The 25898-nt window shown below is 70.7% G+C and carries 26 protein-coding genes; 9 read left to right on the top strand and 17 right to left on the bottom strand.

The window, feature by feature from the left end; genetic code table 11:
- Positions 1-22: 22 nt before the first annotated feature.
- The 6 genes from BLQ91_RS10325 to BLQ91_RS10300 form a co-directional block, all read right to left on the bottom strand.
- Positions 23-1141 carry a MalY/PatB family protein gene (locus BLQ91_RS10325; protein WP_090096493.1) on the bottom strand — a complete coding sequence of 373 codons (1119 nt, stop codon included), beginning with the start codon at positions 1139-1141 and terminating at the stop codon, positions 23-25.
- Between the two features lie 52 nt (positions 1142-1193).
- On the bottom strand, positions 1194-1940 hold the full coding sequence (locus tag BLQ91_RS10320) for a glucose 1-dehydrogenase (protein ID WP_090096492.1): 747 nt from the start codon (positions 1938-1940) through the stop codon (positions 1194-1196).
- On the bottom strand, positions 1941-3446 hold the full coding sequence (locus BLQ91_RS10315; protein WP_090096491.1) for an aldehyde dehydrogenase family protein: 1506 nt from the start codon (positions 3444-3446) through the stop codon (positions 1941-1943).
- Positions 3447-3454: 8 nt separating this feature from the next.
- Positions 3455-4303, bottom strand: coding sequence for an SDR family NAD(P)-dependent oxidoreductase (locus tag BLQ91_RS10310; protein ID WP_090096490.1), 849 nt, complete (start codon positions 4301-4303; stop codon positions 3455-3457).
- A gap of 10 nt (positions 4304-4313) precedes the next feature.
- Positions 4314-5399: an alcohol dehydrogenase catalytic domain-containing protein gene (locus BLQ91_RS10305; protein ID WP_090096489.1), complete on the bottom strand. Its 1086-nt coding sequence runs from the start codon at positions 5397-5399 to the stop codon at positions 4314-4316.
- A 78-nt stretch (positions 5400-5477) separates the two neighbouring features.
- The gene (locus BLQ91_RS10300) at positions 5478-5669 is read right to left on the bottom strand and encodes a ferredoxin (RefSeq protein WP_090096488.1); all 192 of its coding nucleotides are present in this window, start codon (positions 5667-5669) and stop codon (positions 5478-5480) included.
- 45 nt (positions 5670-5714) lie between these two features.
- Between BLQ91_RS10300 and BLQ91_RS10295 the strand changes: the two genes are divergently transcribed.
- Positions 5715-6875, top strand: coding sequence for an acyl-CoA dehydrogenase family protein (locus BLQ91_RS10295; protein WP_090096487.1), 1161 nt, complete (start codon positions 5715-5717; stop codon positions 6873-6875).
- Between the two features lie 9 nt (positions 6876-6884).
- On the top strand, positions 6885-7799 hold the full coding sequence (locus BLQ91_RS10290; RefSeq protein WP_090096486.1) for an acyl-CoA dehydrogenase family protein: 915 nt from the start codon (positions 6885-6887) through the stop codon (positions 7797-7799).
- On the opposite strand, the gene BLQ91_RS10285 is transcribed toward BLQ91_RS10290, so the two are convergent.
- Both BLQ91_RS10285 and BLQ91_RS10280 read right to left on the bottom strand, forming a co-directional pair.
- On the bottom strand, positions 7783-8871 hold the full coding sequence (locus tag BLQ91_RS10285; RefSeq protein WP_090096485.1) for an NAD(P)H-dependent flavin oxidoreductase: 1089 nt from the start codon (positions 8869-8871) through the stop codon (positions 7783-7785). The genes BLQ91_RS10290 and BLQ91_RS10285 overlap by 17 nt on opposite strands.
- Positions 8852-10438 carry an acyl-CoA synthetase gene (locus BLQ91_RS10280; protein WP_090096484.1) on the bottom strand — a complete coding sequence of 529 codons (1587 nt, stop codon included), beginning with the start codon at positions 10436-10438 and terminating at the stop codon, positions 8852-8854. Before BLQ91_RS10280 ends, BLQ91_RS10285 begins: the two co-directional genes overlap by 20 nt.
- A 74-nt stretch (positions 10439-10512) precedes the next feature.
- Here BLQ91_RS10280 and BLQ91_RS10275 point away from each other — a divergent pair, with 74 nt between their 5' ends.
- Positions 10513-11304, top strand: a complete 792-nt coding sequence (locus BLQ91_RS10275) for a crotonase/enoyl-CoA hydratase family protein (RefSeq protein WP_090096483.1) — start codon at positions 10513-10515, stop codon at positions 11302-11304.
- Positions 11305-11349: 45 nt separating this feature from the next.
- Here BLQ91_RS10275 and BLQ91_RS10270 read toward each other — a convergent pair whose 3' ends face one another.
- From BLQ91_RS10270 to BLQ91_RS10250, 5 genes are all read right to left on the bottom strand, one after another.
- The gene (locus BLQ91_RS10270; protein WP_090096482.1) at positions 11350-11538 is read right to left on the bottom strand and encodes an RICIN domain-containing protein; all 189 of its coding nucleotides are present in this window, start codon (positions 11536-11538) and stop codon (positions 11350-11352) included.
- Between the two features lie 68 nt (positions 11539-11606).
- Positions 11607-13313, bottom strand: a complete 1707-nt coding sequence (gene kstD / locus BLQ91_RS10265) for a 3-oxosteroid 1-dehydrogenase (protein WP_090096481.1) — start codon at positions 13311-13313, stop codon at positions 11607-11609.
- Complete coding sequence (locus tag BLQ91_RS10260) at positions 13310-13762, bottom strand: pyridoxamine 5'-phosphate oxidase family protein (RefSeq protein WP_218130213.1); 453 nt, start codon at positions 13760-13762, stop codon at positions 13310-13312. Before BLQ91_RS10260 ends, kstD begins: the two co-directional genes overlap by 4 nt.
- Complete coding sequence (locus BLQ91_RS10255; protein WP_090096480.1) at positions 13755-15269, bottom strand: acyl-CoA synthetase; 1515 nt, start codon at positions 15267-15269, stop codon at positions 13755-13757. Before BLQ91_RS10255 ends, BLQ91_RS10260 begins: the two co-directional genes overlap by 8 nt.
- Before the next feature lie 25 nt (positions 15270-15294).
- Complete coding sequence (locus tag BLQ91_RS10250) at positions 15295-16323, bottom strand: LLM class F420-dependent oxidoreductase (RefSeq protein WP_090096479.1); 1029 nt, start codon at positions 16321-16323, stop codon at positions 15295-15297.
- Between the two features lie 45 nt (positions 16324-16368).
- Between BLQ91_RS10250 and BLQ91_RS10245 the strand changes: the two genes are divergently transcribed.
- Genes BLQ91_RS10245 through BLQ91_RS10225 form a run of 5 tightly spaced genes read left to right on the top strand, consistent with a single transcriptional unit; the run spans position 16369 to position 20812 of the window.
- Positions 16369-17313, top strand: coding sequence for a Zn-ribbon domain-containing OB-fold protein (locus tag BLQ91_RS10245; RefSeq protein ID WP_090096478.1), 945 nt, complete (start codon positions 16369-16371; stop codon positions 17311-17313).
- Positions 17314-17320: 7 nt separating this feature from the next.
- Positions 17321-18376, top strand: coding sequence for a thiolase domain-containing protein (locus BLQ91_RS10240; protein ID WP_090096477.1), 1056 nt, complete (start codon positions 17321-17323; stop codon positions 18374-18376).
- Positions 18376-19518, top strand: a complete 1143-nt coding sequence (locus tag BLQ91_RS10235; protein ID WP_090096759.1) for a thiolase domain-containing protein — start codon at positions 18376-18378, stop codon at positions 19516-19518. Before BLQ91_RS10240 ends, BLQ91_RS10235 begins: the two co-directional genes overlap by 1 nt.
- Positions 19515-20375 (top strand): TIGR03619 family F420-dependent LLM class oxidoreductase, encoded by an 861-nt coding sequence (locus tag BLQ91_RS10230; protein ID WP_090096476.1) that lies wholly within the window; start codon positions 19515-19517, stop codon positions 20373-20375. The genes BLQ91_RS10235 and BLQ91_RS10230 overlap by 4 nt, the downstream gene beginning before the upstream one ends.
- Positions 20372-20812 (top strand): nuclear transport factor 2 family protein, encoded by a 441-nt coding sequence (locus BLQ91_RS10225; RefSeq protein WP_090096475.1) that lies wholly within the window; start codon positions 20372-20374, stop codon positions 20810-20812. The genes BLQ91_RS10230 and BLQ91_RS10225 overlap by 4 nt, the downstream gene beginning before the upstream one ends.
- Positions 20813-20866: 54 nt before the next feature.
- Here the strand turns inward: BLQ91_RS10225 and BLQ91_RS10220 are convergent, their stop codons facing one another.
- On the bottom strand, positions 20867-22093 hold the full coding sequence (locus tag BLQ91_RS10220) for a cytochrome P450 (RefSeq protein ID WP_090096474.1): 1227 nt from the start codon (positions 22091-22093) through the stop codon (positions 20867-20869).
- Positions 22094-22219: 126 nt separating this feature from the next.
- Here BLQ91_RS10220 and BLQ91_RS10215 point away from each other — a divergent pair, with 126 nt between their 5' ends.
- A complete protein-coding gene (locus tag BLQ91_RS10215; protein WP_090096473.1) occupies positions 22220-23347 on the top strand; it encodes a steroid 3-ketoacyl-CoA thiolase in 1128 nt (375 codons plus the stop codon).
- Here the strand turns inward: BLQ91_RS10215 and BLQ91_RS10210 are convergent.
- Genes BLQ91_RS10210 through BLQ91_RS10200 form a run of 3 tightly spaced genes read right to left on the bottom strand, consistent with a single transcriptional unit; the run spans position 23331 to position 25898 of the window.
- On the bottom strand, positions 23331-24275 hold the full coding sequence (locus BLQ91_RS10210; RefSeq protein ID WP_245733310.1) for a protein kinase family protein: 945 nt from the start codon (positions 24273-24275) through the stop codon (positions 23331-23333). The genes BLQ91_RS10215 and BLQ91_RS10210 overlap by 17 nt on opposite strands.
- Positions 24276-24285: 10 nt before the next feature.
- Positions 24286-25140, bottom strand: a complete 855-nt coding sequence (locus tag BLQ91_RS10205) for an SDR family oxidoreductase (RefSeq protein ID WP_090096472.1) — start codon at positions 25138-25140, stop codon at positions 24286-24288.
- Complete coding sequence (locus BLQ91_RS10200) at positions 25137-25898, bottom strand: SDR family oxidoreductase (protein WP_090096471.1); 762 nt, start codon at positions 25896-25898, stop codon at positions 25137-25139. Before BLQ91_RS10200 ends, BLQ91_RS10205 begins: the two co-directional genes overlap by 4 nt.

Raw genomic sequence — 25898 nt, 5'->3', positions numbered from 1 at the left:
GCAGACCGCGCACAGCGCGCTGTCAGCCCCTGACAGCGGCCGCCATCCGGCGCACGGCCTCGGTGATGATCTCGGACGAGGTGCCGATGTTGAGCCGGACGTGGCCCTCTCCCCCGCTGCCGAACCCGGCGCCCGGCATCAGTGCGACCCGCGCCCGTTCGACGAAGAACGCGGCGGGGTCGTCGCTGATGGCGCGGCAGTCCAGCCAGGCGAGGAAGGTCGCCTCGGAGGGTGTGTAGCCGATCTCGGGGAGGTGCTCGGCGAGCAGGTCCCGCAGCAGCACCCGGTTCTCGGCGAGGCCCGCCAGCACCGCGTCGAGCCACTCGCCGCCCTTCCGCAACGCGGCGGCGTGCGCGATCGTGCCGAAGTGGCTCGGCCCGTGGCTCACCTCCTCGGGCAGGGCCGCGAGCTCGTCGGTGTTCGAGGTGGCGACGGCGGCGCGCACGGCCGCGAGGTTCCAGCCCTTCGACGCGGACATGAGCGACAGGCCGCGCGGGTCGACGCTCAGGTACGGCACGAACTTCGAGGTCGTGGCGACGAGCGGGGCGTGGATCTCGTCGGCGACCACGCGGACGCCGTGCTCCTCGGCCAGTCGTGCGAGGGCCGTCAGCTCCTCGGCGGTGTGGACGGTGCCGGTGGGGTTCTGCGGGTTGCACAGCAGGTACACCGGGCGGTCGGCTTTGACGTGCCGGAACGTCCGTTCCAACAGGTCCAGGTCGAGCCGCCCGTCGTGCAGCGGCGCCTCGACGACCGCGCGGCCCGCGCTCCGGACGAACAGGTAGAACGGCGGGTACACCGGCGGGCTGACGATCACCGGGGCGCCCGGGCCGGACACCAGCTTGATCAGCTCGACGGCGCCGAGCATCACGTCGGACACGAGCGCCGTGCGGTCCACGGGCAGGTCCCAGTCCCAGCGCTTCTTCGCGAACGCCGCGAGGGCCTCCTGGTAGGCGGTGCCGGCCGGATAGCCGGTGTCCCCGAGTTCGAGGGCGTCGACGAGGGCCTTCTTGACCGGCTCGGCCGGGTCGACGTCCATCTCGGCCACCCAGAGCGGCAGCACGTCGCCGGGGAACTCGCGCCACTTCACGCTCGTGCGCTGCCGCAGCCGGTCCAGCGACAGGGCGCTCAACGGGTTCCGCATGCACCCCAACGTAGGCCAGATCCGGGGGTGCGGCCGCTCAGTTGCGCGCTGGTCAGCTCAGCGCGTGCGTCGCCGTCGCCCCTCCGTCCACCACGAATTCGCCACCCGTGCAGTACGCGCTCTCGTCGCCGGCGAGGAACAGCACGACGTTCGCGACGTCCTCCGGCTGCCCGATCCGCCGCAGCGCCAGCTTCTTCCCGATCGGCGACACGTCGATCGGCCGGCCGAGCGCCTCGCTCACCATCGGGGTGTCGATCGCGCCGGGGTGCACCGAGTTGACGCGGATGCCGTGCTGTCCCAGTTCCATCGCGGCGACCTTGGTCATGCCGCGGATCGCGAACTTCGACGCCGTGTACGCCACCAGGTACGGCATGCCGCCGAGGCCCTCGACGGACGACACGTTCACGATCGAACCGCCGCCCGCCCGCCTCATCGACGGCACGACCGCGCGCATGCCGAGGAACGTGCCGACCTGGTTGATGCCGATCACGCGCCGGTAGTCCGCGAGCGTCGTCTCGGCCAGGGCGGAGAAGTGCAGGACGCCCGCGTTGTTCACGAGGACCGTGATGTCACCGAACGCCGAGGTGGTGAGCGCGATCGCCTCGGCCCACGACTCCTCCGACGACACGTCGAGGTGGCAGTACTCGGCGCCCAGTTCGGCGGCCAGCTCCTTGCCCTTCTCGTCGAGGACGTCGGTGATCACCACCCGTGCGCCCTCGGCGGCGAACCGGCGTGCCGCGGCCGCGCCCTGACCGCGCGCCGAGCCGGTGATCAGGGCGACCTTCCCGTTCAGGCGCATCTACATCATCTCGTCGGTCAGCGGCATCATCACGGTCTTGAGCTCGGTGTAGGCCTCGTAGGCGCTCTGGCCGCCCTCGCGGCCGAGTCCCGACTGCTTGTAACCGCCGAACGGGATGTGCGGTTCGAGCTGGAAGCCGTTGATGCCGACCATGCCGACGCGCAACGACTTCGAGACGCGGAACGCGCGGCGGACGTCGTTGGTGTAGACGCCGGCGCCCAGGCCGTACTCGGTGTCGTTGGCGATGCGGATGGCGTCTTCCTCGGTGTCGAACGGCACGACGGTCAGCACCGGGCCGAAGATCTCGTCGCGGGCGATGGCCATGTCGTTGGTGGCGTCGGCGAAGATCGTCGGTGCGACGAAGTTGCCGGACGCGAGATCTCCTTCGAGCCTCGTGCCGCCGGTGACGAGCCGCGCGCCGTCCTCCTGGCCGCGTTGGACGTAGCCGAGCACGCGGTCGAGCTGCTTGGCGTTGATCAGCGGGCTGGCCAGCACCGCCGGGTCGAACGGGTCGCCGAACGTCACCGCGCCCGCGAGCACCTGCGCCATCGCGATGAACTCCTCCTGGGCGTCGCGCTGCACCAACGCCCTCGTGTGCGCGACGCACGCCTGGCCGGACAGGCCCATCGTGACCATGCCCATGCAGGTCATCGCGGCGAGGCCGACGTTCGGGGCGTCGGAGAACACGATCGCGGGCGACTTGCCGCCCAGTTCCAGGGAGACGCGCTTCATCGTGCCGGCGGAGGCTTCGACGATCCGGCGGCCGACGGCGCGGCTGCCGGTGAAGCTGATCTTGTCGACCAGCGGGTGGGTGATCAGCGCCTCGCCGGTCGGGGTGCCGGGGCCGGTGACGAGGTTGACGACGCCTTCGGGCAGGCCCGCTTCGAGCAGCAGCCCGACCATGCGGATCACGCAGAAGCTCGCGTACTCCGACGGTTTCACCACGACCGTGCAGCCCGCCGCCAGCGCGGGGGCGAGCTTCTGGGCGAACAGCACGAACGGCGCGTTCCACGGCAGGATGGCTGCGACGACGCCGACCGGTTCCCGGAACGTCATCGCGAGGTGATCGCCGCCCTGGTACGGCGGCAGGGTTTGGCCGCCGACCTTGTCGATCCACCCCGCGTGGTGGTCGAAGATGTCGGCCGCGATGCTCACCGAGGTCGCGTAGATCTGGCCGAACGACAGCGGCACGCCGTTGTCGAGTGCCTGCAGGCCTTTCAGCTCGTCGGCGTGCTCGCGCAGCAGATCGCCGTAGCGGCGCAGGACCTTGATTCGCTCGCCCGCCTTCGACCGCGGCCACGGGCCCTCGTCGAACGCCTTGCGAGCGGCGCGCACGGCGGCGTCGACGTCCTGCTCCGAGGCGACGGCGAAGCTGCCGACCTCCTCCCCCGTCGCCGGGTGGCGGTGGGTCCAGGTCTTGTCCGCCTCGCGGAACTCGCCTCCGATGAGGAGCCGGCCGTCCTCGAGTCCCAGCGTCTCGCGGTGCGGTTGGACGGTGAGCGTCACAGCTCCTCCTACAGGGCCATCGTTTCCGTACAGGCGAAAGTCCTCTGCGGATCCCGGCCGGCGAAGTGGCCGTCGAGATCGGTGAACGAGCCGAACTCCTGCTCGACGGTCGGCGGCGCCATGAGCGCGACCTTGCCGCCGTGCACGACGAAGACCTGTCCGTTGATCTTCTCGGCGGACGGTCCCGCCAGGTGTGCCACGAACTTCGCGACGTGGTCGGGGGCCAGCGGGTCGTCGCCCTGCGGCGCCTCGCCGAACACGTGCGCGGTCATCCCCGTTCTGGCGCGCGGGCAGATCGCGTTGGCGCGCACGCCGTACCGGCTCGTCCCCCTGGCCGTCGCGACGGTCAACGCGGTGATGCCCGCCTTGGCCGCCGCGTAGTTGGCCTGCCCCTCGGACCCGAGCAGGAACGCCTCCGACGAGGTGTTGACGATCCGCGCGTAGACGGGTTCACCCGCCGCCTTGGACTGCTGCTTCCACAGCGCGACGGCGTTGCGCGAGAGCAGGAAGTGGCCGCGCAGGTGCACCCGCACGACCAGGTCCCACTCCTCGTCGGTCATGTTGAACAGCATCCGGTCGCGCAGCACGCCCGCGTTGTTCACGACGACGTGCAGCCCGCCGAACTGCTCCACCGCGGCGGCGACGAGGGCGTCGGCGGTGCTCCGCTCGCCCACGTCCCCTTCCACCACAACGCACTTCGCGCCCAGCTCCTCGATCTCGGCCGCGGCGGCGCCGGCCGAGCCCGGCAGGTCGTTGAGCACGATCGAGGCGCCGGCCCGCGCGAGCTCGAGCGCTTCCGCGCGGCCGAGCCCGGCGCCGGCGCCGGTGACGACGGCGACCTTTCCCGCAAGGTCCACAAGAGACTCCCTAGTCGAACAGGATGACTTGGCGGATCAGCGATCCGCCGCCGCGCAACGCCTGCAGGCCTTCGTTCACGTCCTCGAGCCTGATCCGCTTGGAGATCATGCCCTCGAGGTCGAGCCGGCCCTGCCGCCACAGCGCGATCATGCGCGGCACGTCCCGCCGGAAGTTCGCCGTCCCGTAGAACGACCCGTGCAACGTCTTGTCGTGCAGGAAGAGTTCTTGGGCGCTGAACGACACCATCGCGTCCGCCCGGCCCGCACCGACGACGACCGTGTGGCCACCGCGCCGCGTGAGGTCCCACGCCTGCCGGATCGTGGCGGGGATGCCGACGACGTCGAACACGTAGTCGAAGCCCATCCCCATGTTCAGCTGGTTGTTCAGGTCCGCGATGCCGTCGGGCGCCGTCGCGTGCGTCGCGCCGAACCTCCGCGCCACCTCGTGCTTCTCCTCGACGGGGTCGACCGCGACGATCCGCGCGGCGGCCGCGAGCCGGGCGCCCTGGACGACCGCCACGCCGACACCACCGCAGCCGATGACCGCGACGCTGGAACCCGGTTCGACCTTCGCGGTGTTGAGCACGGCGCCGACGCCGGTCAGGATGCCGCACGACAGCAAAGCGGCGACGTCCCACGGCACGTCGTCGTCGATCTTCACCGCCGCGTCCGCCGGCACGACCATCTCCTCGGCGAACGCCCCGAGCCCCGCGTACCCGAAGGCCGGGTTGCCCCCGACGACGAACCGCGGTGACGTGAAAGCGGAGATGGTGTGCACGAGGCACAGATGCGCTTGACCGGTGACGCATTGAGCGCATTTGCCGCAGGGCGGAACGAAGGTGATCGCCACGTGGTCGCCGACCGCGAGTGAGGTCACGGCGCTGCCGACCTCCGCGACCTCACCGGCGCCCTCGTGCCCGATGACACCGGGCGCGAGCGCGGGCAGCGTGCCGTCCATTGCGGACAGATCGCTGTGGCAGACCCCGCACGCCTTGATCCTGATGCGGATCTCCTGCGGTCCCACGGGTGTGGTCGTGACGTCGTCGCGGAGCTCGAGCTTGTCGTCGCCTACCTGGTTGAGCACGGCAGCCTTCACCGGTATCACTCCTCGCTGAGCGCACGGTCGACGTACTCGACGGACACTAGAATCTGTTCCTGTTCTTGACAAGGCCCATCAGCGTGAGAGGCGCAGTGCGCCCTTGGGGCAGGCGACGACGGCCCGCTGCGCCGGAGCCTCCTCCGCCGACGCCAGCTCACCCTCCCGGATCTGCAGAACCTCGTCATCATCAAGGTCGAACACCTCAGGCAGGATTGCCACGCACTCCCCGTGCGCCTCGCACAGCGAGGGGTCCACGCCGACCTTCATCGCGACCTCCTGACAGAAAGTAGAACTTGTTCTAGAGTAGCGAGCATGCGCATCGGTTTCACGCCCGAACAGGAGCAGTTGCGCCAGGAGTTGCGGGCGTACTTCGCCGCGCTCATGACGCCGGAACGCAGGGCGGGCCTGGCCGGGGGCGGCGACTACGGCGACGCCGCGGTCTACAAGGACACCGTCCGGCAGATGGGGCTCGACGGCTGGCTGACGATCGGCTGGCCGGAGGAGTACGGCGGGCGCAACCGCCCGATGCTCGAGCAGCTGATCTTCCTCGACGAGGCGTCCGCGGCCGGCGCGCCGGTGCCGTTCCTGACGCTGAACTCCATCGGGCCGACGATCATGTCGCTCGGAACGCCCGAGCAGAAGGCCTTCTACCTGCCGAAGATCGCGTCCGGCGAGCTGCACTTCGCCATCGGCTACTCCGAGCCGGAGGCGGGCACCGACCTCGCCGCCCTGCGCACGCGGGCCGTCCGCGAAGGCGACGAGTACGTGGTCAACGGGCAGAAGATGTGGACGAGCCTCATCCAGTACGCCGACTACGTGTGGCTCGCCTGCCGCACCGACCCCGACTCGCAGCGGCACCGCGGCCTGAGCGTGATCATGGTGCCGACCACCTCGCCCGGCTTCTCCTGGACGCCCGTGCCGACCATGTCCGGGCCCACGACCAGCGCCACCTTCTACGACAACGTGCGCGTGCCGGCCGGCAACCTCATCGGCGAGGAGCACAAGGGCTGGAAGCTCATCACCAACCAGCTCAACCACGAACGCGTCGCCCTGTGCTCGGCCGCGCCGTTGCAGGCAGCGCTGCGCGAGGTTCGTCAATGGGCGGACGAAACCGGTGCAGTGGAACAGGAGTGGGTGCGGTTGCACCTCGCCCGCGTCCACGCCAAGACCGAGTTCCTGAAGCTCGTCAACTGGCGCATCGCGTCCGGCTCCGACGAGGCACCGTCCCCCGCCGAGGCCTCCGCCACCAAGGTGTTCGGCACCGAGTTCGCGACCGAGGGCTACCGGTTGCTGATGGAGGTGCTGGGCGCGAACGGGATCGTGCGCGCCGGCTCACCGGGAGCGGTGCTGCACGGCCGGGTGGAACGCATGCACCGCTCGTCGCTGATCCTCACGTTCGGCGGCGGCACCAACGAGATCCAGCGGGACATCATCGCGCGGGCGGGCCTCGGACTGCCCGCCGCACCTCGGTAGGGAGATTCCGTGGACTTCACGCTGACCGAGGCGCAGCGCGAGCTGGCCGCCCTGACCCGCAAGATCCTGGAGTCGTCGGACGCGCCGTGGTCCGACCTCGTGAAGTCGGGCGTCGTGCCGGAGCAGCCCGAGGAGTTCGGCGTGCTGGAACAGTGCGCCGTGCTCGTCGAGCTGGGCCGGGCGGTCTCGGCCGTTCCCTACCTGCCCACGACGGTGGCGTCGGCGGCGCTCGCGGAGTTCGGGACGCCGGAGCAGCGGTCGCGCTGGCGGACGCCCGGAACCGTCCTGTCGGTCGCGCTGTCCGAGGCCGACGGTGTGAAGACGACCGTGCCGTTCGCCGGCACCGCAGCGGCATTCCTGGTCGCGCACGAGGAGCGGGTGTTCCTCGTGGAGGCGGACCAGCTGGAGATCCTCGCGCAGGAGCTGGTCGACGGCTCGGACGCGGGTTGCTTCGAGTTCGGCGGCACCGGCGAGGTGGTGCCCGGCCTCTCCCCCGGCTGGCTGATCACGCGGTACACGCTCGGGTTGTGCGCGTTGCAGCTCGGTGTGACCGAACGGGCGCTGGAACTGACGGCTGAGCACGCGCGGACCCGCGTGCAGTTCGACCGTCCTATCGGCAGCTTCCAGGCCGTGGCGCAACGCCTCGCTGACGCCTACATCGACGTCGCGGCGATCCGGTTGACGCTCTGGCAGGCCGCCTGGCGCCTGTCGGAGGGCCTCGACGCGGCCGAGGAGGTGGCGACGGCCAAGTTCTGGGCCGCCGACGCCGGGCACCGCGTGGCTCACACCGCCGTGCACGTCCACGGCGGCACGGGCATCGACATGAGCCACCAGGTGCACCGGTACTTCACCGCGGCCAAGCGCCACGAGTTCGAGCTGGGCGGGGCGACCGCCCAGCTCCTCGCGCTCAGCGCAGCTTGGTGAGGCGCTCGACCGTCGCGTCGAACTCCGCCAGCAGGTCCGCCACCACCTCGGCGACCGGCCGCACCTCGTTCATCCGCCCGACGACCTGCCCGACCGGCATCGAGACCACGGACGGGTCGTCGGACCGGGCGATGCGCAGGTGCGCCTCGCTCACCAGCAGGTTCTGCAACGGCATCGGCAGCGGTTCGGGAGCCTCGGCGGCGGCCCACGCCTCGGTCCACCGCGTCTTGAGCAGCCGCGCGGGTTTGCCGGTGTAGACGCGGGTGCGGACGGTGTCGCTGGACCCGGCCGCCAGCAACGCCTCCTGGGTGCTCGAGTTGCCCAGGGTGTACTCGGCGGTGGTGAGCCAGCAGGAGCCCATCCACACGCCGGACGCCCCGAGCGCCATCGCCGCGGCCGCCTGGCGTCCCGAGCCGATGCCGCCGGCCGCGAGCACGGGGACGTCCACCGCGTCGACGATCTCCGGCACGAGCACCATCGTCGCGACCTCACCCGTGTGGCCGCCGGCTTCGTAGCCCTGCGCCACCACGATGTCGACGCCGTTGGCGACGTGCCGCCGTGCGTGCTCGCCCTTCCCGGCCAGCGCGGCGACCGGGACGCCGTGGGCGTGCGCGCGTTCGACCACGTCGGCGGGCGGCGAGCCCAGGGCGTTCGCGATCAGCCGGATCGGGTGCTCCAGCGCCACGTCGACGTGCGAGCGGGCGACGCTGTGCAGCCAGCCCAGCACGCCCTCCCCACCTTCGCCGTCCGGCAGCGGTGGCACGCCGAGCTTCAGCAGCGTCTGTTGCACGAAGTCCTTGTGGCTCTGCGGGATGAGCCCGGCGAGGTCGATCTGCGTGCCCTCCTCCGGCACGGTCGCGGGCATGACGATGTCGACGCCGTACGGCTTGCCGCCGGTGTTCTCGTCCATCCATGTCAGCGTGCGGTCGAGGTCCTCCGCGTCGTTGAACCGCACGCACCCGAGGACACCGAGTCCCCCGGCCCGGCTGATCGCCGCCGCCACGTGCTCGGACGGCGTGAAGCCGAAGACGGGGTGCTCGATGCCCAGTTCGTCACACAGGCTGGTGCGCATGGTCCTCCACGTGGCGCTGGGCCCACTGGTAGTCGGGTTTGCCGCTCGGGGTGCGGCCGATCTCGTCCACGAGCCACAGCGACCGCGGCACCTTGTAGCCCGCGAGCGCCTCGCGGACGTGGGCGTCCAGTTCGGACAGCGTGGGCGTCGCCCCGTCGCGCGGCTGCACGATGGCGCCGACCCGTTGACCGAGCAGGTCGTCCGGCACACCGATCACGAGCGCGTCGAACACGTCGGGGTGCGACTTCAGCACGCCCTCGACCTCTTCGGGGAAGACCTTCTCGCCACCGGTGTTGACGCAGGTGTTGCCGCGCCCCAGCAACGTGATGTCGCCGTCCTCCTCGAACCGCGCGAAGTCGCCGGGCACCGTGAACCGCCTGCCGCCGACCTCCACGAACATCCGGGCGGTCTTCTCGGGGTCCTTGTAGTAGCCGATCGGGACGTGCCCGCCGCGCGCCAGCCTGCCGACGACGCCGGGTTCCGGTTCGAGCTTGTTGCCGTCCTCGTCGATGACGATGGTGTCCTCGTTGAGCTTCACCTTGGTGCCGTCGGTCTTGACGATCTCCTTGGGCACCGCGCCGATGCCGGTGGACCCGGTCTCGCTCGACCCGATCGACTCCAGCAGCGTCGTGTGCGGCAGGAGCTCCTGGTAGAGCTTCTTGACCGGGTAGGAGAACAGGGCGGCGCTGCTGTTGAGGATGAACAGCGACGAGCCGTCGTAGCCGCCGCGCTGGAACTCCTCGATGAGCGGCCGGCCCATCGCGTCTCCCGTGATCGCGGCGACCTGGACCTTCTCCCTCTCGATCACCCGCCAGATCTCGGCGGGGTCGAACTTGGGCACCAGCACCACCGTGCTGCCGCAGAACAGGGCGCCGAGCACGGCCCACTGCGCGGCGCCGTGGATCAGCGGCGGCAGGCACAGCCGGACGAGCCCGAAGTCCCTGCCGGACTTCGCCTGGTGCCACTCGTCGGTCAGCCGCTCGCCGGTCACGAAGTCGATGCCGCCGCCGAGCGTGCGCCACACGTCCTCGTGCCGCCACATCACGCCCTTGGGCATGCCGGTCGTGCCGCCGGTGAAGAGGATGTAGAGGTCGTCCGGGCTGCGCGGCCCGAAGTCCCGTTCACCGGACTCCTCGCTCAGCGCGGTCTCGTAGTCCGCGCCCTCGAACGGTTCCTCGGTCCCGTCGTCGATCACGACCGCGTGGCCGGGCACGCCGACCTCCGCGACCAACGGCGAGTACCGCCGTTCGTGCACGAGAGCGGTCAGGTCCGCTTCCCCGAACAAGTACTGCAACTCGTTCTTGGTGTAGCGGTAGTTCACGTTGATGGCCACGGCCCGCAGCTTGTAGACCGCGATCATGGCTTCGACCAGTTCGATCGAGTTGCGCGCGTAGAGCCCCACGTGCGCACCCTGCGTCACGCCGTTCTTTGCCAGGTGATGAGCCAGTTTGTTGGCTCGTTCCTCGAGCTCGGCGTAGGTGACCCTCTTGGCCCCGCACACGAGCGCGGTCCGGTCGGGCACGGTGTCTGCGGCGTGTTCGACGAGGTCTGCGACGTTGAGGGCCATAGCACGCAAAGTAGAACGTGTTACTGTTCTCGACAATCCCCCGTGCGGTCAGACTCGATCCAGGAGGCGCGCGAATGACGACCACGACGGAACCACACGCGTTGGTGGACTTGGTCGACAACGTTCTGGTCGTCACGATGAACCGCCCGGAGGTCCGCAACGCCCTCTCCGGCCCGATGCTCGCGATCATGCGGGACGCCTGGGACCGCGTCGACTCCGATCCGGAGGTCCGCGTCTGCGTCCTGACCGGCGCGGGCGGCGCGTTCTGCGCGGGCGCCGACCTCAAGGCCATGACGTCCCACCACCCCGGTGACAACGCGGGCGAGTTCGACTTCTCCGTCATCGAACCACTGCTGAAAGGTCGCCGGTTGACGAAACCGCTCATCGCCGCGGTGGAGGGACCGGCGGTCGCGGGTGGCACGGAAATCCTCCAGGCGACGGACATCCGCGTGGCCGGCGAGAGCGCCCGCTTCGGCGTCTCGGAGGCCCGCTGGGGCCTGTTCCCCCTCGGCGGCTCGGCGGTGCGGCTGCCGCGCCAGATCCCCTACACGGTCGCGGCCGACCTCCTGCTGACCGGCCGGCACATCCGGGCCGCGGAGGCCAAGGAGATCGGGCTGATCGGGCACGTCGTGCCGGACGGCCAAGCCCTGACCAAGGCGATGGAGCTGGCGGCGTTGATCACGGCGAACGGGCCGCTCGCGGTGCGCAACATCCTGCGGACGATGCGGGAGACCGAGGCGATGCACGAGAACGACGGGTTCACAGTGGACGCCCGCCTGGGGATGGAGGTGTTCTCCAGCGAAGACGCGAAGGAGGGGCCGCGGGCGTTCGCGGAGAAGCGCAAGCCGGAGTTCAAGGGCCGCTAGGCGGTGGAGCACTCGGCCTCGCGGGCCAGGTGCTCCACCGAGGACCTACCTGTTCCAGCGCTGGTCCGCATAGTTCGAGTTGCACGTCGAGGTGAAGACCTCGGCTCCGTGCGTCGCGAGACAGTTGCCGCTGAACAGGTTCTGGATCATGCCGCTGCTGCCGATGGACCAGAACTGGTCGTCGTACTGACCGCAGAAGCCGGAGCCCGTGCTCGGGCCGTAGTGCATGAACACCTTCGGATGGTGGTTGGCCGCCCTTGCCCGCCACCCTGGCGAAGGCCGGCCGCAGTCCACCACCGCCTTCAGACGTCGTTGGCCGCGATGTACCCGAACGTCATCGCGGGCCCGATCGTCGAACCCGCCCCGGCGTAGCTCCGCCCCATCACCGCGGAGCTCACGTTGCCCGCCGCGTACAACCCCGGGATCACCGACCCGTCCGGCCGCAGCACACGAGCCCGCGCGTCCGTCACGAGCCCGCCCTTGGTGCCGAGGTCGCCGGGCACGATCTTGAAGGCGTAGTACGGCGCCAGCCACAGCGGCGCGAGGCACGAGTTCGGGATGACCGCCGGGTCGGTGTAGTAGTGGTCGTAGGCGCTGTCGCCGCGCCGGAAGTCGGTGTCGCGGCCCGTCAGCGCCTGGGTGTTGAAGCGGCTGACGGTGGCCTTCAGCGCGGCGCCGGGCACGCCGATCGCCGACGCCAGGCCGTCGAGCGACCAGTTCTTCACCACGGCACCGGACCGGTACCAGCCGTCCGGCAGCGGCAGGGCCGGGGCGACGTCGGCGAACAGGTACCTGTTGCGGTAGTTCTGGTCGACGACCAGCCAGGCCGGGATGCAGGGATCGGCGGGGTTCTTGTCGTACATGACGTGCACGACGTCGCTGTAGGGCGCGGCCTCGTTGACGAAGCGGCGACCGGCCGCGTTGATCATCAGGCCGCCGGGCAGGGTGCGTTCGGCGAGGCAGAAGTACGGGGAGCCGGGCGTCGGGATCACAGGACCCCACCAGGCGTCGTCCATCAGGTCGAGGGCGGCACCCGCGCGCTCGCCCGCGCGGTGGCCGTCGCCGGTGTTCTCCTCGGCACCGACCGTCCACTGCGTACCGATGGGCTGGCGCTGGTACTGGGCGCGCATGGCCGCGTTGTGCTCGAAGCCGCCGGAGCCCATGATCACGCCGCGGCGGGCGCGCACGACGCCCCGGGTGGTCACGACTCCCCTGACCGCGCCGTTCTCCACCACCAGGTCCTGCAGGCCGGTGTTCAGCCACACCGGCACCCCGGCCTGCGCCAGACCCGCGCGCAGACCGCCTGCCAGGGCTTGGCCCATCGTCAGCGGTTTCTGGCCCGCCACGGCCGCGGCGGTGCCACGGGCCAGAGCGGCGGCGGCGGTGGCGGCACCCTTGGCGTTGACCAGGGCGAGGGCGAGCCACTTGTAGTCGGCGCCGTAGATGACCATGCCGGCCGGGGTGGCGAGGTAGGGGGCGTTGAGGTTCGCGAGCTCGGCGCCGAGGATGCGGCCGTCGATCATCTCCGGTTCGATCGACCGGCCCTTCGCGATGCCGCCGGGCAGTTCCGGGTAGTAGTCGCTGTAGCCGTCCATGTGCCGGAAGCGCAGCGGGCTGTTGCACATGACGAACGAGATCATCCGCGGCCCGTGCGCCAGGTAGGCCTGCTGGCGCGCCACCGGGACGTCGCCGACGACCGCCGCGAGGTACTGGGCGGCCTTGGCCGGGGTGTCGGGCACCCCGGCGGCGAGGATCACCTCGTTGTTCGGGATCCAGATGCCCGCGCCGGACCGGGCGGCGGACCCGCCGTAGGTCGGCGCCTTCTCCAGCACCACGCAGCTCAGGCCGCGCTTGGCGGCGGTCAGGGCGGCGGTCATGCCGGCCGCGCCCGCTCCGACCACGACGACGTCGAACTCGCCGAGGCCGGCGGCCGCGCTGGAGGGTCTGACCAGTCCGGAGGCCAGCGCGAGGCCGGCTCCGGCGAGCACCTGGCGGCGGTTCACGGTCATGGGGTCGCTCCCGACATCGTCTTGCGGTGGTCCCAGCTGGCGGTCCTGGTCGGACGGAAGATTACGGCGACGCGCCTCGCCATCGCCTTGCGCAGGGCCTCACGGGCGAGGGGGTCGTCGCCGACCTCGCCGAAGTTGCGCTCCACCACGGCGTCCACGACCGGGCCGAGTTCGGTGAACTCGGTGACGCCCTCCATGTGGACGCCGCGCAGCTGCCCGTAGGACTCCCCCGCCTCGGCGAGCACGCTGCAGCGCGGGTCCCGCCGCAGGTTCACGACCTTCTGCGACTTGCGGTCGGTGCAGAACACGATCTCGCCGTCCACCCACGCGAACCACATCGGCGCGAGGTGCGGCAGCCCGGTGCGGCCGATGGTGGCCACGACCAACGTCTTCTGCCCGCGCAGGAAGTCCTCGACCTCGGCGGCCGTCATCCTGATCGCGTCACGCACGCTCGCGCAGCTTCCGCTTGTAGAGCTTGCCGTTCGGGTCGCGCGGCAGCTCGGCCACGTACTCGACCGTGCGCGGCAGCTTGAACTTCGCGAGACGCGTGCGGGCGAACTCCAGCAGCTCCTCGGTCAGCGCGTCGTCGCCGACGACCCCGTCCGCGGGCTGCACGACCGCCTTGACGGCCTCGCCCCAGTCCGGGTGCGGGACGCCGAACACGGCGACGTCCGCGACCTTCGGGTGGCAGACGAGCTCGTTCTCGATCTCCGCCGGGTAGATGTTCACCCCACCGGAGATGATCATGTCGTTCTTGCGGTCGCACAGGAACAGGTAGCCGTCCTCGTCCAGATAACCGATGTCCTGCAACGTGAACAGCTTGCCGACGCGCGCGGCACGGGTCTTCTCGGAGTCCTTGTGGTACTCGAACGTCGAGTCGCCCATCCGCATGTAGACCAGACCCTGTTCGCTCGCCGGCAGCTCGGTGCCGTCCTCGGCGAGGATCTTGATCTCGGACGTCGGCCACGGCAACCCGACGGAGCCCGGCTTGCGCAGCCACTCCTGGGCGGTGATCGCCGTGCCACCGCCCTCGGTGGCGGCGTAGTACTCGATCACGACCGGCCCCCACCAGTCGAGCATGCGGCGCTTGACCTCCACCGGGCACGGCGCGGCGCCGTGGATCATCGCGCGCAGGGAACCCATGTCGTACTTGGACTTCACGTCGTCCGGCAGCGCGAGGAGCCGGTGGAACTGGGTCGGCACCATGTGGCTGTGGGTGACCTTGTACCGCTCGATCAGCCGCAGCATCTCCTCCGGCGCCCAGTGGTCCATGAGCACCGCGGTGTGGCCCAGCTGGACGGAGATGGTGACGAAGTTGAGCACGGCCGTGTGGTAGAGCGGAGACCCGCACAGGTGCACGTGCCCGTCGTGCGGCTTGATCCCGAAGATGCCGAAGAACCAGGCCGCGGACGGCGGGACGACGTCGGGGTCGGCTCCGGTCAACGGCCGGCGCACGCCCTTGGGCCGTCCCGTGGTGCCCGAGGTGTAGAGCATCGGCGACCCGGTGGTGCGGTCGCCGGGCCTGCCCTCCTCGCCCTCGCCGAGCGCGGTCAGCGGCTCGAACCCGTCGATCTCGCCCACGGCGAACCGCGCGCCCGCAGGCAGGCCCGCCGCGGCTTCCACGGCCGCCGCCGCGAAGCGTTCGTGGCCGACGAACGCCTTGGCGCCGCTGTCCTGCACGAGGTAAGCGACCTCGGCCCCGGTCAGGTGCCAGTTGGCCATCACCACGTAGAGGCCGGTCTGGTAGGCGGCGAAGTACACCGCCACCAGTTCGGCGCTGTTGGGCAGCATCAGCACGATGCTGTCCCCGGGTTCCAGCCCCAGTGACCGGAACCCCCGCCCGTAGCGGTTCGCGGCATCCGCGAGCCCGGAGTAGCTGATCTCCCGACCGCTCGGACCCACCAGCGCGGTCAGGTCCGGCTGATCGGCGGCGATGTTCCAGAGTCCTGTGACCACACCCTCAAAGTAGAACGCGTTTCACTTACTGACAAGCCTCCGCGACGGCCTTCATCGAGGCGACGTCACGACATCCGACGAGCAGCATCGTGACGCCTGCCTTCTCCCACCTGCCGATCTCCGCCCGGACGTGTTCCGCCGTCCCGACGATGCTGATCTCGGCCACGAGCTCATCCGGCACGGCCCGCGCCGCCGCCTCCTTGCGGCCCGCCTGGAAGAGCCTGCCGACGTCCCGCACGACCTCGCCGTATCCCATGCGGGTGAAGACCTCGGCGTGGAAGTTCATGCCGGGGGCGCCCATCCCGCCGACGTAGAGGGCGACGAACGGCTTCAGCACCGCCCTGACGGCCGCCGGGTCGTCCGTCACGACGACCTGGCAGGTGGCCGCGACCTCGAAGTCCTCCCTGCTCCGGCCGGATTTCGCGAACCCGTCGGCGAGCCACTCGTCGTACATGCCGGCGAGCCGGGGCGCGTAGTAGATCGCGAGCCACCCGTCCGCGATCTCCGCCGCCAGCGCGACGTTCTTCGGACCCTCCGCACCGAGCCAGATCGGCAGGTCGGCGCGCAGCGGGTGGGTGATCGGCTTCAGCGGTTTGCCCAGGCCGAGCGAGCCGGGACCCCGGTAGGGCAACGGGTAGTGCGGGCCGTCGTTGACCACCGGCGCCGCCCGCGCCATCACCTGCCGCAGGATCGACACGTACTCCCTGGTCCTCGCAAGGGGTTTCGCGAACGGCCTGCCGTACCAGCCCTCCACCACCTGCGGCCCGGACACGCCGAGGCCCAGCACGAACCGGCCACCCGACAGGTGGTCGAGCGTCAGCGCCTGCATCGCGCAGGCCGCCGGCGTGCGGGCCGACATCTGCACGACGGACGTGCCCAGCCGCACCCGCCGCGTCTCCGATCCCCACCACGCCAACGGCGTGAAGGCGTCCGAGCCCCACGCCTCGGCGGCGAACACCGCGTCGAAGCCGAACTCCTCCGCCGCCGCCACGAGTTCGGCGGCGTTCCGAGGCGGACCGGCGCCCCAGTACCCGAGCTGCAGACCGAGCTTCATGCACTCATCTTGCCACCATTTCGAGAACCTGTTTCACTTTGATCTGTGACTCGGCCGCTGAGTGCTCCGCTCGACGTTGGCTTCGACTACACGCGCTCCCTCGGCCCGACGCTGGGCCGGTTCCTCTCCGATCTGCGCCGCCGCAGGGTGACCGGGATCCGCGGCAGCGACGGACGCGTGCACGTACCACCGCTGGAGTACGACCCCGTGACCGCCGAACGCCTGTCGGAGTTCGTGGAGGTGGCGGCGACCGGCGTCGTGCGCGGCTGGTCGTGGACCCCCGAACCCCTGGAGGGCCAGCCGCTCGACCGGCCGTTCGCGTGGGCGTTGATCCAGCTCGACGGAGCGGACACCTCGCTGCTGCACGCCGTCGACGCCGGTTCTCCGGAAGGGATCTCCACAGGAGCACGCGTGCGGGCGAGGTGGCGCGGCGACCGCGTCGGCGCCATCACCGACATCGAGTGCTTCGAGATCTCCGACGCCCCCGCCGACCCGCCGGCCGAGGCCGACGACGTCACGATGGTCACCACGCCGGTGAACCTCCACTACACGCATTCGGCGTCACCGACCGAAGACCCGTTCCTGCGCGGGCTCATGGAGGGCCGCCTGATCGCGCAGCGCTGCCCGGAGTGCGAGAAGGTCTACTTCCCGCCGCGGCCCGCCTGCCCGACCGACGGCGTGCCGACGACGGACCAGGTCGACCTGGCCGACCGCGGCACCATCACCACGTTCTGCGTGGTCAACGTGCCGTTCCTCGGTCAGCGCATCCCGCCGCCGTACGTCTCGGCGTACGTGCTGCTCGACGGCGCGGACATCCCGTTCCTGCACCTGCTGCTCGGCGTCGCGCCGGAGGACGTGCGGATGGGCATGCGGGTGGAGGCGGTGTGGAAGCCGCGCGAGGAGTGGGGTCCGACGATGCAGAACATCGACCACTTCAAGCCCTCCGGCGAACCGGACGCCCCGTTCGACTCCTACTCCCAGCACCTGTGAGGCTCACGTGCGTGACATCGCGGTAGTCGGCTTCGCGCAGACGCCCTGCGTGCGCGAGACCGACGGCACCACCAACGGCGTCGAGATGCTGGTGCCGATCTTCCACGAGGTCCTCGGCGGCCTCGGGCTCACCAAGGCCGACATCGGCTTCTGGTGCTCGGGCTCCTCGGACTACCTGGCGGGGCGCGCGTTCTCGTTCGTCTCGGCGGTCGACGCGATCGGCGCCTTCCCCCCGATCGCCGAGTCGCACGTCGAGATGGACGCCGCCTGGGCGCTCTACGAGGCCTGGGTGAAGCTGCTGTGCGGCGAGGTCGACACCGCTCTCGTCTACGGCTTCGGCAAGTCGTCGGCCGGTCAGCTGCGCCGCGTCCTCGCGATGCAGCTCGACCCCTACCTCGTCACTCCACTGTGGCCGGACACGCTCGGCCTCGCCGGGATCCAGGCCCGGATGGGCATCGAGGCGGGGCTCTGGGACGAGCGGTCGATGGCCGCCGTGGCCGCGCGGAGCCGGGCCGCCGCCCTGTCCAACCCGCTGGCGCAGCTGTCCGGGACGGTCTCCGCCGACGAGCTGCTCGACCTGCCGTACGTCGCGGAGCCCCTGCGCCGCCACGACTGCGCGCCGATCACCGACGGTGCCGCGACGATCGTGCTGGCGGCGGGTGACCGGGCACGGGAACTGTGCGAGCGCCCGGCGTGGATCACCGGGTTCGAGCACCGGACCGACTCGCCGTCGTTCGGCACGCGCGACCTCACGACCTCCCCGTCCGCCGTGGCCGCGGGCAAGGCCGCGGGGGCGGACGGCGTCGAGGTCGCGGAGCTGCACGCGCCGTTCACCCACCAGGAGATCCTGCTGCGCCAAGCCCTCGGGCTCGGCGACGACGTCGGCGTGAACCCGTCCGGGGGCGTGCTGGCCGGCAATCCGATGTTCTCGGCCGGTCTCGCGCGGATCGGCGAGGCCGCGAGGCGCGTCCACGACGGCACCGCGTCGAAGGTCCTCGGCCACGCCACCAGCGGGCCTCTCCTGCAACAGAACCTCGTCTGCGTGATGGAAGGGCGTGAGTGATGCGACCGGCAGCAGTGGTCGGCACCGGCCAGACGCACCACGCCGCCAAGCGCCTCGACGTGTCGATGGCGGGCCTGTGCCGCGAGGCCGTCGACCGCGCGATGGCCGACGCCGGGGTCGACTGGCCGGACATCGACGCCGTGGTCCTCGGCAAGGCGCCGGACCTCTTCGAAGGCGTGATGATGCCCGAGCTGTTCCTGGCCGACGCGCTGGGCGCCGTCGGGAAACCGTTGCTGCGCGTGCACACCGCGGGTTCGGTCGGCGGCAGCACCGGCAACGTGGCCGCGAGCCTCGTCCAGTCCGGTGTGCATGACCGGGTGCTGGCCGTGGCCTTCGAGAAGCAGTCGGAGTCGAACGCGATGTGGGCCCTGTCGGTGCCGACGCCGTTCACCATGCCCGTCCACGCGGGCGCGGGCGGCTACTTCGCCCCGCACGTCCGCTCCTACATCCGCCGTGCGGGCGCTCCCGAGCACGTCGGCGCGATGGTCGCCGCCAAGGATCGCCGCAACGGCGCCAAGAACCCCTACGCCCACCTGAAGCAGCCGGACATCACCGTCGAGTCGGTGCGGGCGTCCACGATGCTGTGGGACCCGATCCGCTACGACGAGACCTGCCCGTCCTCGGACGGCGCCTGTGCCGTGGTCATCTCCTCCGAACCCACGTCGGGGCGTGCCGCCTGGATCCGCGCGACCGCGATGCGCACGGAGCCGACGACGTTCGCCGGCCGCGACCAGGTCAACCCGCAGGCGGGCAGGGACGCGGCGAGCGCGCTGTGGAAGCAGGCGGGCATCACCGACCCGCTGTCCCAGGTGGACGCCGCCGAGATCTACGTCCCGTTCTCGTGGTTCGAGCCGATGTGGCTCGAAAACCTCGGCTTCACCGACGTCGGTCAGGGCTGGAAGCTCACCGAGGCGGGCCAGACCGAGATCGGCGGGCTGCTGCCGGTGAACCCGAGCGGGGGCGTGCTGTCCTCGAACCCGATCGGCGCGTCCGGGCTCCTGCGCTTCGCCGAGGCCGCCATGCAGGTCATGGGCACCGCGGGAGAGCACCAGGTCGACGGCGCCCGGGTCGCGCTGGGCCACGCGTACGGCGGCGGGTCGCAGTTCTTCGCCATGTGGGTGGTCGGATCGGAGAAGCCATGAAGTTCACCGTCGGCATCGCCATGAGCCCGCTCGACCAGCTGACCGAGCTCGCCCGGTGCGCCGAGGAGTGCGGCTACTCGTCGATCGCGCTCCCGGACTCCCTGTTCTTCTCGGAGAAGGTGTCCGCGGACTACCCGTACACCCCGGACGGCTCCCGGATGTGGAACGCCGACACCCCGTGGGTGGACCCGTTCGTCGCGGCCGCCGCGATGGGTGCCGTGACGTCGCGCATCCGCTTCTACACGCAGGTCCTCAAGCTCGGCTCCCGCAACCCGCTGCTGCTCGCCCGCCAGGTCGGCTCGGTCGCGCACCTGACCGGCAACCGCTTCGGCCTCGGCGTGGGCCTCGGCTGGTCGCCCGAGGAGTTCGAGTGGTGCGGCGTCCCGTACCGCAACCGCGGGCCGCGCGTCGACGAGATGATCGACGTCCTGAAACTGGTGCTGGGCGGCGGAATGGTCGAGTACCACGGCGACTACTTCGACTTCGACCGCCTGCAGATGTCGCCGGCCCCCACCGAGCCGGTGCCGTTCTACGTCGGTGGCCACTCCCCCGCGGCGTTGAAGCGCGCCGCCCGCGCCGGCGACGGCTGGACGTCGGCGATGATCAAGTTCGCCGATCTGGAGCAGGTCATCGCCGACCTGACCGACCTCGGCGCCTTCGAGCGCCCGTTCGAGGTCCAGGCCGTGTGCGTCGACCGCTTCGGCCTCGACGGCTACCGGCAGCTCGCCGGGATCGGCGTGACCGACACGATCGTGGTGCCCTGGCTGTTCTACGGCGTCGGTTTCGACGGCAGCCTCCAGGCCAAGAAGGACGGACTTCGGCGCTTCGCCGACGAGGTGATCGGAGAGTTCGCATGACCGCGGTGACCTGGACGGCCTCCAAGGCCGAAACGCCCGCCCGCGTGGCCTCGTGGCGTTCGATGGACTGCGTGACGCGCGGCGCCAAGAACGAGTGGCTCGCCCTGTTCGCCGAGGACGCCGTCGTCGAGGACCCGGTGGGTCCCTCGATGTTCGACGAGGAGGGCAAGGGCCACCACGGCAAGGAGGCCATCGCGGCGTTCTGGGACCTCGCGATCGCCAACGTGGAGCGCTTCGAGTTCGCGGTGCACGACTCGTTCGCGGCGGGTTCCGAATGCGCGAACGTCGGCACCATCAGCGCGTTCCTGCCCGGTGGCGCACGCGTCGACACCGAGGGCGTGTTCGTCTACAACGTGGGCGAGGACGGCCTGATCAGGTCGGTGCGCGCGTTCTGGGAGACCGAACGCGCGATGGCCACGTTCCGCGTCGAACCCTGACCCGTCACAGCACGAGGCCCCTCCATCCGCCGGTGGAGGGGCCTCGGTCGTCTCTCACGCGTACTGGACCCGGAACTCCTTGATGCCGTTGAGCCACCCGGACCGCAGCCGCCGCGGCTCGGCCACCTGCCTGATGTTCGGCATGGCGTCGGCGATGGCGTTGAAGATCAGGTCGATCTCCAGCCGGGCCAGGTTGGCGCCGATGCAGAAGTGCGCGCCGCTGCCGCCGAACCCGAGGTGGGGGTTGGGGTCGCGGAGGATGTCGAACTTCTCCGGCTCGGCGAAGACCTCCTCGTCGAAGTTGGCCGACGAGTAGAACATGCCGAGCCGCTGGCCCTGCTTGATCTCGACGCCGCCGAGCTCGGTGTCGGCCATCGCGGTGCGCTGGAACGACACGACCGGCGTGGCCCACCGGACGATCTCGTCCCCGGCGGTGGCGGGCCTGGAGTCCTTGAACAGCTCCCACTGCTCGGGGTGGTCGAAGAACGCCTTCATGCCGTGCGTGATCGCGTTGCGGGTGGTCTCGTTGCCGGCGACGGCCAGCAGCAGCACGAAGAAGCCGAACTCCTCCGAGGCGAGGCCGGCACCGTCCACATCGGCCTGGACGAGCTTGGTGACGATGTCGGACCGCGGGCACCTGCGCCGGTCCTCCGCCATCGTCCACGAGTAGCCGAGGAGCTCGGTGGCGGCGGCGAGCGGTTCGATCTCGAACTCGGGATCGTCGTAGGCGATCATCTGGTTGGACCAGTCGAAGATCTTGCGCCGGTCCTCCTGCGGGATCCCGATCAGCTCGGCGATCGCCTGCAGGGGCAGTTCGCACGCCACGTCGGTGACGAAGTCCCCGCTGCCCTTCTCCAGCGCCTCGGACACGATGCGTCCGGCGCGTTCGGTCAGGGCGTCGCGCAGGCTGTTGACCGCCTTGGGCGTGAACCCGCGCGAGACGATGCCGCGCTGCTTGGTGTGCGTGGGCGGGTCCATGTTCAGCAGGAGCAGCCGCTGCATCTCGATGTTGTCGCGCGGCATGTCGTCCCGGAACCGGATGATCGCCGTGTTCTCCCTGCTGGAGAAGAGCTCGCTGTTGCGCGAGATCTCCTTGACGTCGCGGTGCTTGGTCACCACCCAGTAGCCCTCGTCGGGGAACCCGCCCTGGCCCAGCGGTTTGGAGTTCCACCAGATCGGCGCGGTCTGGCGCAGTTCGGCGAACTCCTCGAACGGCAGCCGGGTCGCGTACATGTCCGGGTCGGTGAAGTCGAAGCCTTCCGGGATGCGGGGCTTGCCCACAGGCACCTCCTTGGTGGAACGCGTTCTATCCGATTCAAACACGCTTGCGACTTGTGTTGAAGCCCCCATGCGGCCAATCTGGAGAAACGCAGGAACGTGTTCTAGTTTCTAGGCGAGGAGGCTCGCGTGGGCAGTCCGGTGATCGTGGGAGCGGTGCGCACCCCCATCGGCAGGCGCAACGGCTGGTTGGCCGGGGTGCACGCCGCCGAGCTCCTCGGCGCGGCCCAGCGGGGCTTGCTCGACCGGACCGGTGTCGATCCGTCCACGGTGGAACAGGTCATCGGCGGCACCGTCACCCAGGCGGGTGAGCAGTCCACCAACATCACCCGGACGTCCTGGCTGCACGCCGGCCTGCCGCAGACCACCGGCTGCACCACCGTCGACGCCCAGTGCGGCTCGGCCCAGCAGTCCACCCACCTGGTCGCGGGCCTCATCGCGGCCGGGGCGATCGACGCCGGCATCGCGTGCGGGGTCGAGGCGATGAGCCGGGTGCCCCTGCGCAGCAACATCGGCGAGGCCGGCATGCCGCGGCCCGAGTCGTGGACCGTCGACCTGCCGAACCAGTTCGTCGCCGCCGAACGGGTCGCCGCGCGGCGCGGGATCGGGCGTGAGGAGGTCGACCGGTTCGGCGTGCAGTCGCAGAACCGGGCGCGGGCGGCGTGGGCGGCGGGGCGCTACGCCGCCGAGGTGGTGCCGGTGAAGGTCGGCGAGGACCTGGTGGACGTCGACCAGGGGTTGCGGGAGACGTCGCTGGAGGCGCTGGCGGCGTTGCAGCCCGTCGTCCCGGACGGCGTGCACACCGCGGGGACGTCGTCGCAGATCTCGGACGGCGCGTCGGCGGTCATGGTCGTCAGCGAGGAGTTCGCGCGGGCGCACGGGCTCAAGCCACGCGCCCGGATCGTGACGCAGTGCCTGGTCGGCTCCGACCCGTACTACCACCTGGACGGGCCGGTGGACGCCACCGCGCGGCTGCTGGAGCGCAGCAGCATGAAGATGGCCGACATCGACCTGTTCGAGGTCAACGAGGCGTTTGCGTCCGTGGTCCTGTCGTGGGCGGCGGTGCACCGGCCGAACCTCGACCGCGTCAACGTCAACGGCGGAGCCATCGCCATCGGGCACCCCGTGGGCAGCACCGGGACGCGGCTCATCACGACCGCGCTGCACGAGCTGGAGCGCCGGGACGCGTCGACCGCGCTGATCACGATGTGCGCGGGCGGGGCGATGGCGACGGGCACCATCATCGAACGGCTCTGAGGTCCCCGGCCGGGTACGGGGTGCGCCTGCTCTCGTGCTGGAACCGCCGGTAGAAGTCCTTCATCACCGCCGCGACCTCGTTGTGGCGGTTCAGGACCGCGGCGATCCGCGGCGGAACCCCCTGTGCCCGCAGGGCGTGGGCGAACCACATCACCAGGTGCGTGACGGTGTAGCAGCGGTCGTAGTCGACGTTCTCGGCGAAGAACGCGGTCTCCTCCTCGGACAGGTCGAACGCGGAGGAGATCGCGAGGCCGTAGTCGGCGAAGTAGAGGCGTTCGCCGTCGGTCAGGACGTTCTGGAAGTGGGCGTCGAAGTGCAGCAGGCCGCGGGAGTTCATGAACTCCACCCCGGCCGCCAGCTCCCGTTCGACCATCTCGCAGGCGCTTTCGAGGTCGGCGACGCCGTTGAGCCAGTCGTGCAGGTTGTGCGGGAAGTGCTCCAGGAACAGCGCGATGCTCCACGTGGACGCCCGCAGCGCCTCGATCCGGGGAGCGATGTCCGGTCCCCAGTAGCCGACCGCCTGCTCCAGTTCGCCGGGCAGGGTCTGGCCGGGGTGCGGCAGGACGCGCCAGTGGTACATCAGCGGGAAGCCCGGGTGTTCGCCCTCCAGCACCCAGTTCGTGGTCATCTTGTGCACGGCCAGCTCCCGCCACGCCCCGAAGCCCGCTCCCCCGACCAACCCGACGCCGTAGTGGGTGTGCACGGGCAGGCCGAAGAGGTTCGCCGTCGATCCGGCGTCGCGCAGCTCGAGGTCGGTCAGCGGCAACCGCTTCACGAACACCGGCGTGCCCTCGACCTCCAGCACCGCCGTCGGACCGCCGATGCCCTTTCCCGCCGGTCTGGCCCGTTCCAGCAGAGCGAGAAGGTCGTCGTCGCCGAACTGGGACAACGCGGCCGAGACGGCGGCGTGGGAGGCCGGACGGGTCACCCGGTCGACGCTACCCGGCGCCGTAGACAGGGGTCGGGTGGTCGTCGGCGACCAGCTCGCGCACGACGTCGCCCAGCTCGTCCGGCGACCAGCGCTCACCCCTGTCGACCTCCGGGCCGCGCCGCCAGCCGTGCACCACGCAGACGCGTCCGCCGTCGACCTCGAACATCCGCCCGGTCACGTCCCCGGCCTCCTCGCTGCCGAGCCACACCACGAGCGGCGAGACGTTCTCCGGCGCCATCGCGTCGAAGCCGTCCTCCGGCGCCGCCATCTCCTCCGCGAACGTCGCCTCGGTCATCCGCGTGCGCGCGGCCGGTGCGATGGCGTTGACCGTGACGCCGTAACGGGCCAGCTCGGCGGCCGCCACCAGGGTCATCGCCGCGATGCCCGCCTTGGCCGCCGAGTAGTTCGCCTGGCCGACGCTGCCGAACAGGCCCGCGCCGGACGAGGTGTTGACGACCCGGCCGCTCACCGCGCCCCCGGCCTTGTGCACGGCCCGCCAGTGCGCGGCGGCGTGGCGCAGCGTCGCGAAATGGCCCTTGAGGTGGACGCGGACGACCTCGTCCCACTCGTCCTCGCCGCAGCTCACGACCATGCGGTCGCGCACGATGCCGGCGTTGTTCACGAGCACGTCCAGCCCGCCGAACGTCTCGACCGCCGTCTGGACCAGCCGCCGCGCACCGGCCCACGTGCCGACGTCGTCGGTGCTGACCACCGCTCGCGGCCCGATCAGCTCCGCCACCTCGCCCGCGACGGCCGCGGACAGGTCGTTCACCACGACCCTGGCTCCGGTGGCGCCGAACGCCAGCGCGTGAGCTCGGCCGATGCCCCGACCGGCCCCCGTCACGACCACGACCCGGCTCATGAAGATCCCCCCTCGGCTGCGGACAGGAACGCGGGTGCCTCTCCCCCGCCGTGGACGACCAAGGTCGCGCCACTCACGTAGGAGGCCAGCGGCGAGGCCAGGAACACGGCGCACGCCCCGACCTCGTCCGGCGTGGCGAGGCGTCCCAGCGGCACGGTCTTCGCGACCGCCTCGATCCCCGCCTCGGAGCCGTAGTGCAGGTGCGACTGCTCGGTGCGCACCATGCCGACGGCCAGGGCGTTGACCCGGACCCGCGGCGCCCACTCGACGGCCAGCGTCGAGGTCAGGTTGTCGAGCCCCGCCTTCGCGGCACCGTAGGCGGCGGTTCCCGGTGACGGGCGCCGGCCGCTGACGCTGCTCACGTTCACGATCGCGCCACCGGACCCCTGGGTCTGCATCACGGCGTTCGCCGCCTGGGAGACCAGCAGCGGCGCCAGCAGGTTCAGTTCGACGATCTTCGAGTGGAACCGCGGCGAGGCCCTGTCCGCCCACGCGAACGGCGCTCCGCCGGCGTTGTTCACCACGACGTCGAGCCGGCCGTGCTCGGCCACGACACCGGACACCAGGCCGGCCACCTGGTCCGCGTCCCGGACGTCGCACGGCACGAACGACGCGCCGTCGACCTCCGCGGGACGCCGCGCACACGTGACGACGACGGCTCCGGCGGCGAGGAACGCACGGGTGATGCCGAGACCGACACCCCGCACGCCGCCCGTCACCAGGACCACCGCTGAGTCGAGGTCCAGTTCCACCAGCAC

Source organism: Lentzea jiangxiensis (assembly GCF_900104175.1).
Lineage (GTDB): Bacteria > Actinomycetota > Actinomycetes > Mycobacteriales > Pseudonocardiaceae > Lentzea > Lentzea jiangxiensis.
Note: the sequence above shows the minus strand (reverse complement) of the source record. Positions and strands in the feature narration are given on the sequence as shown.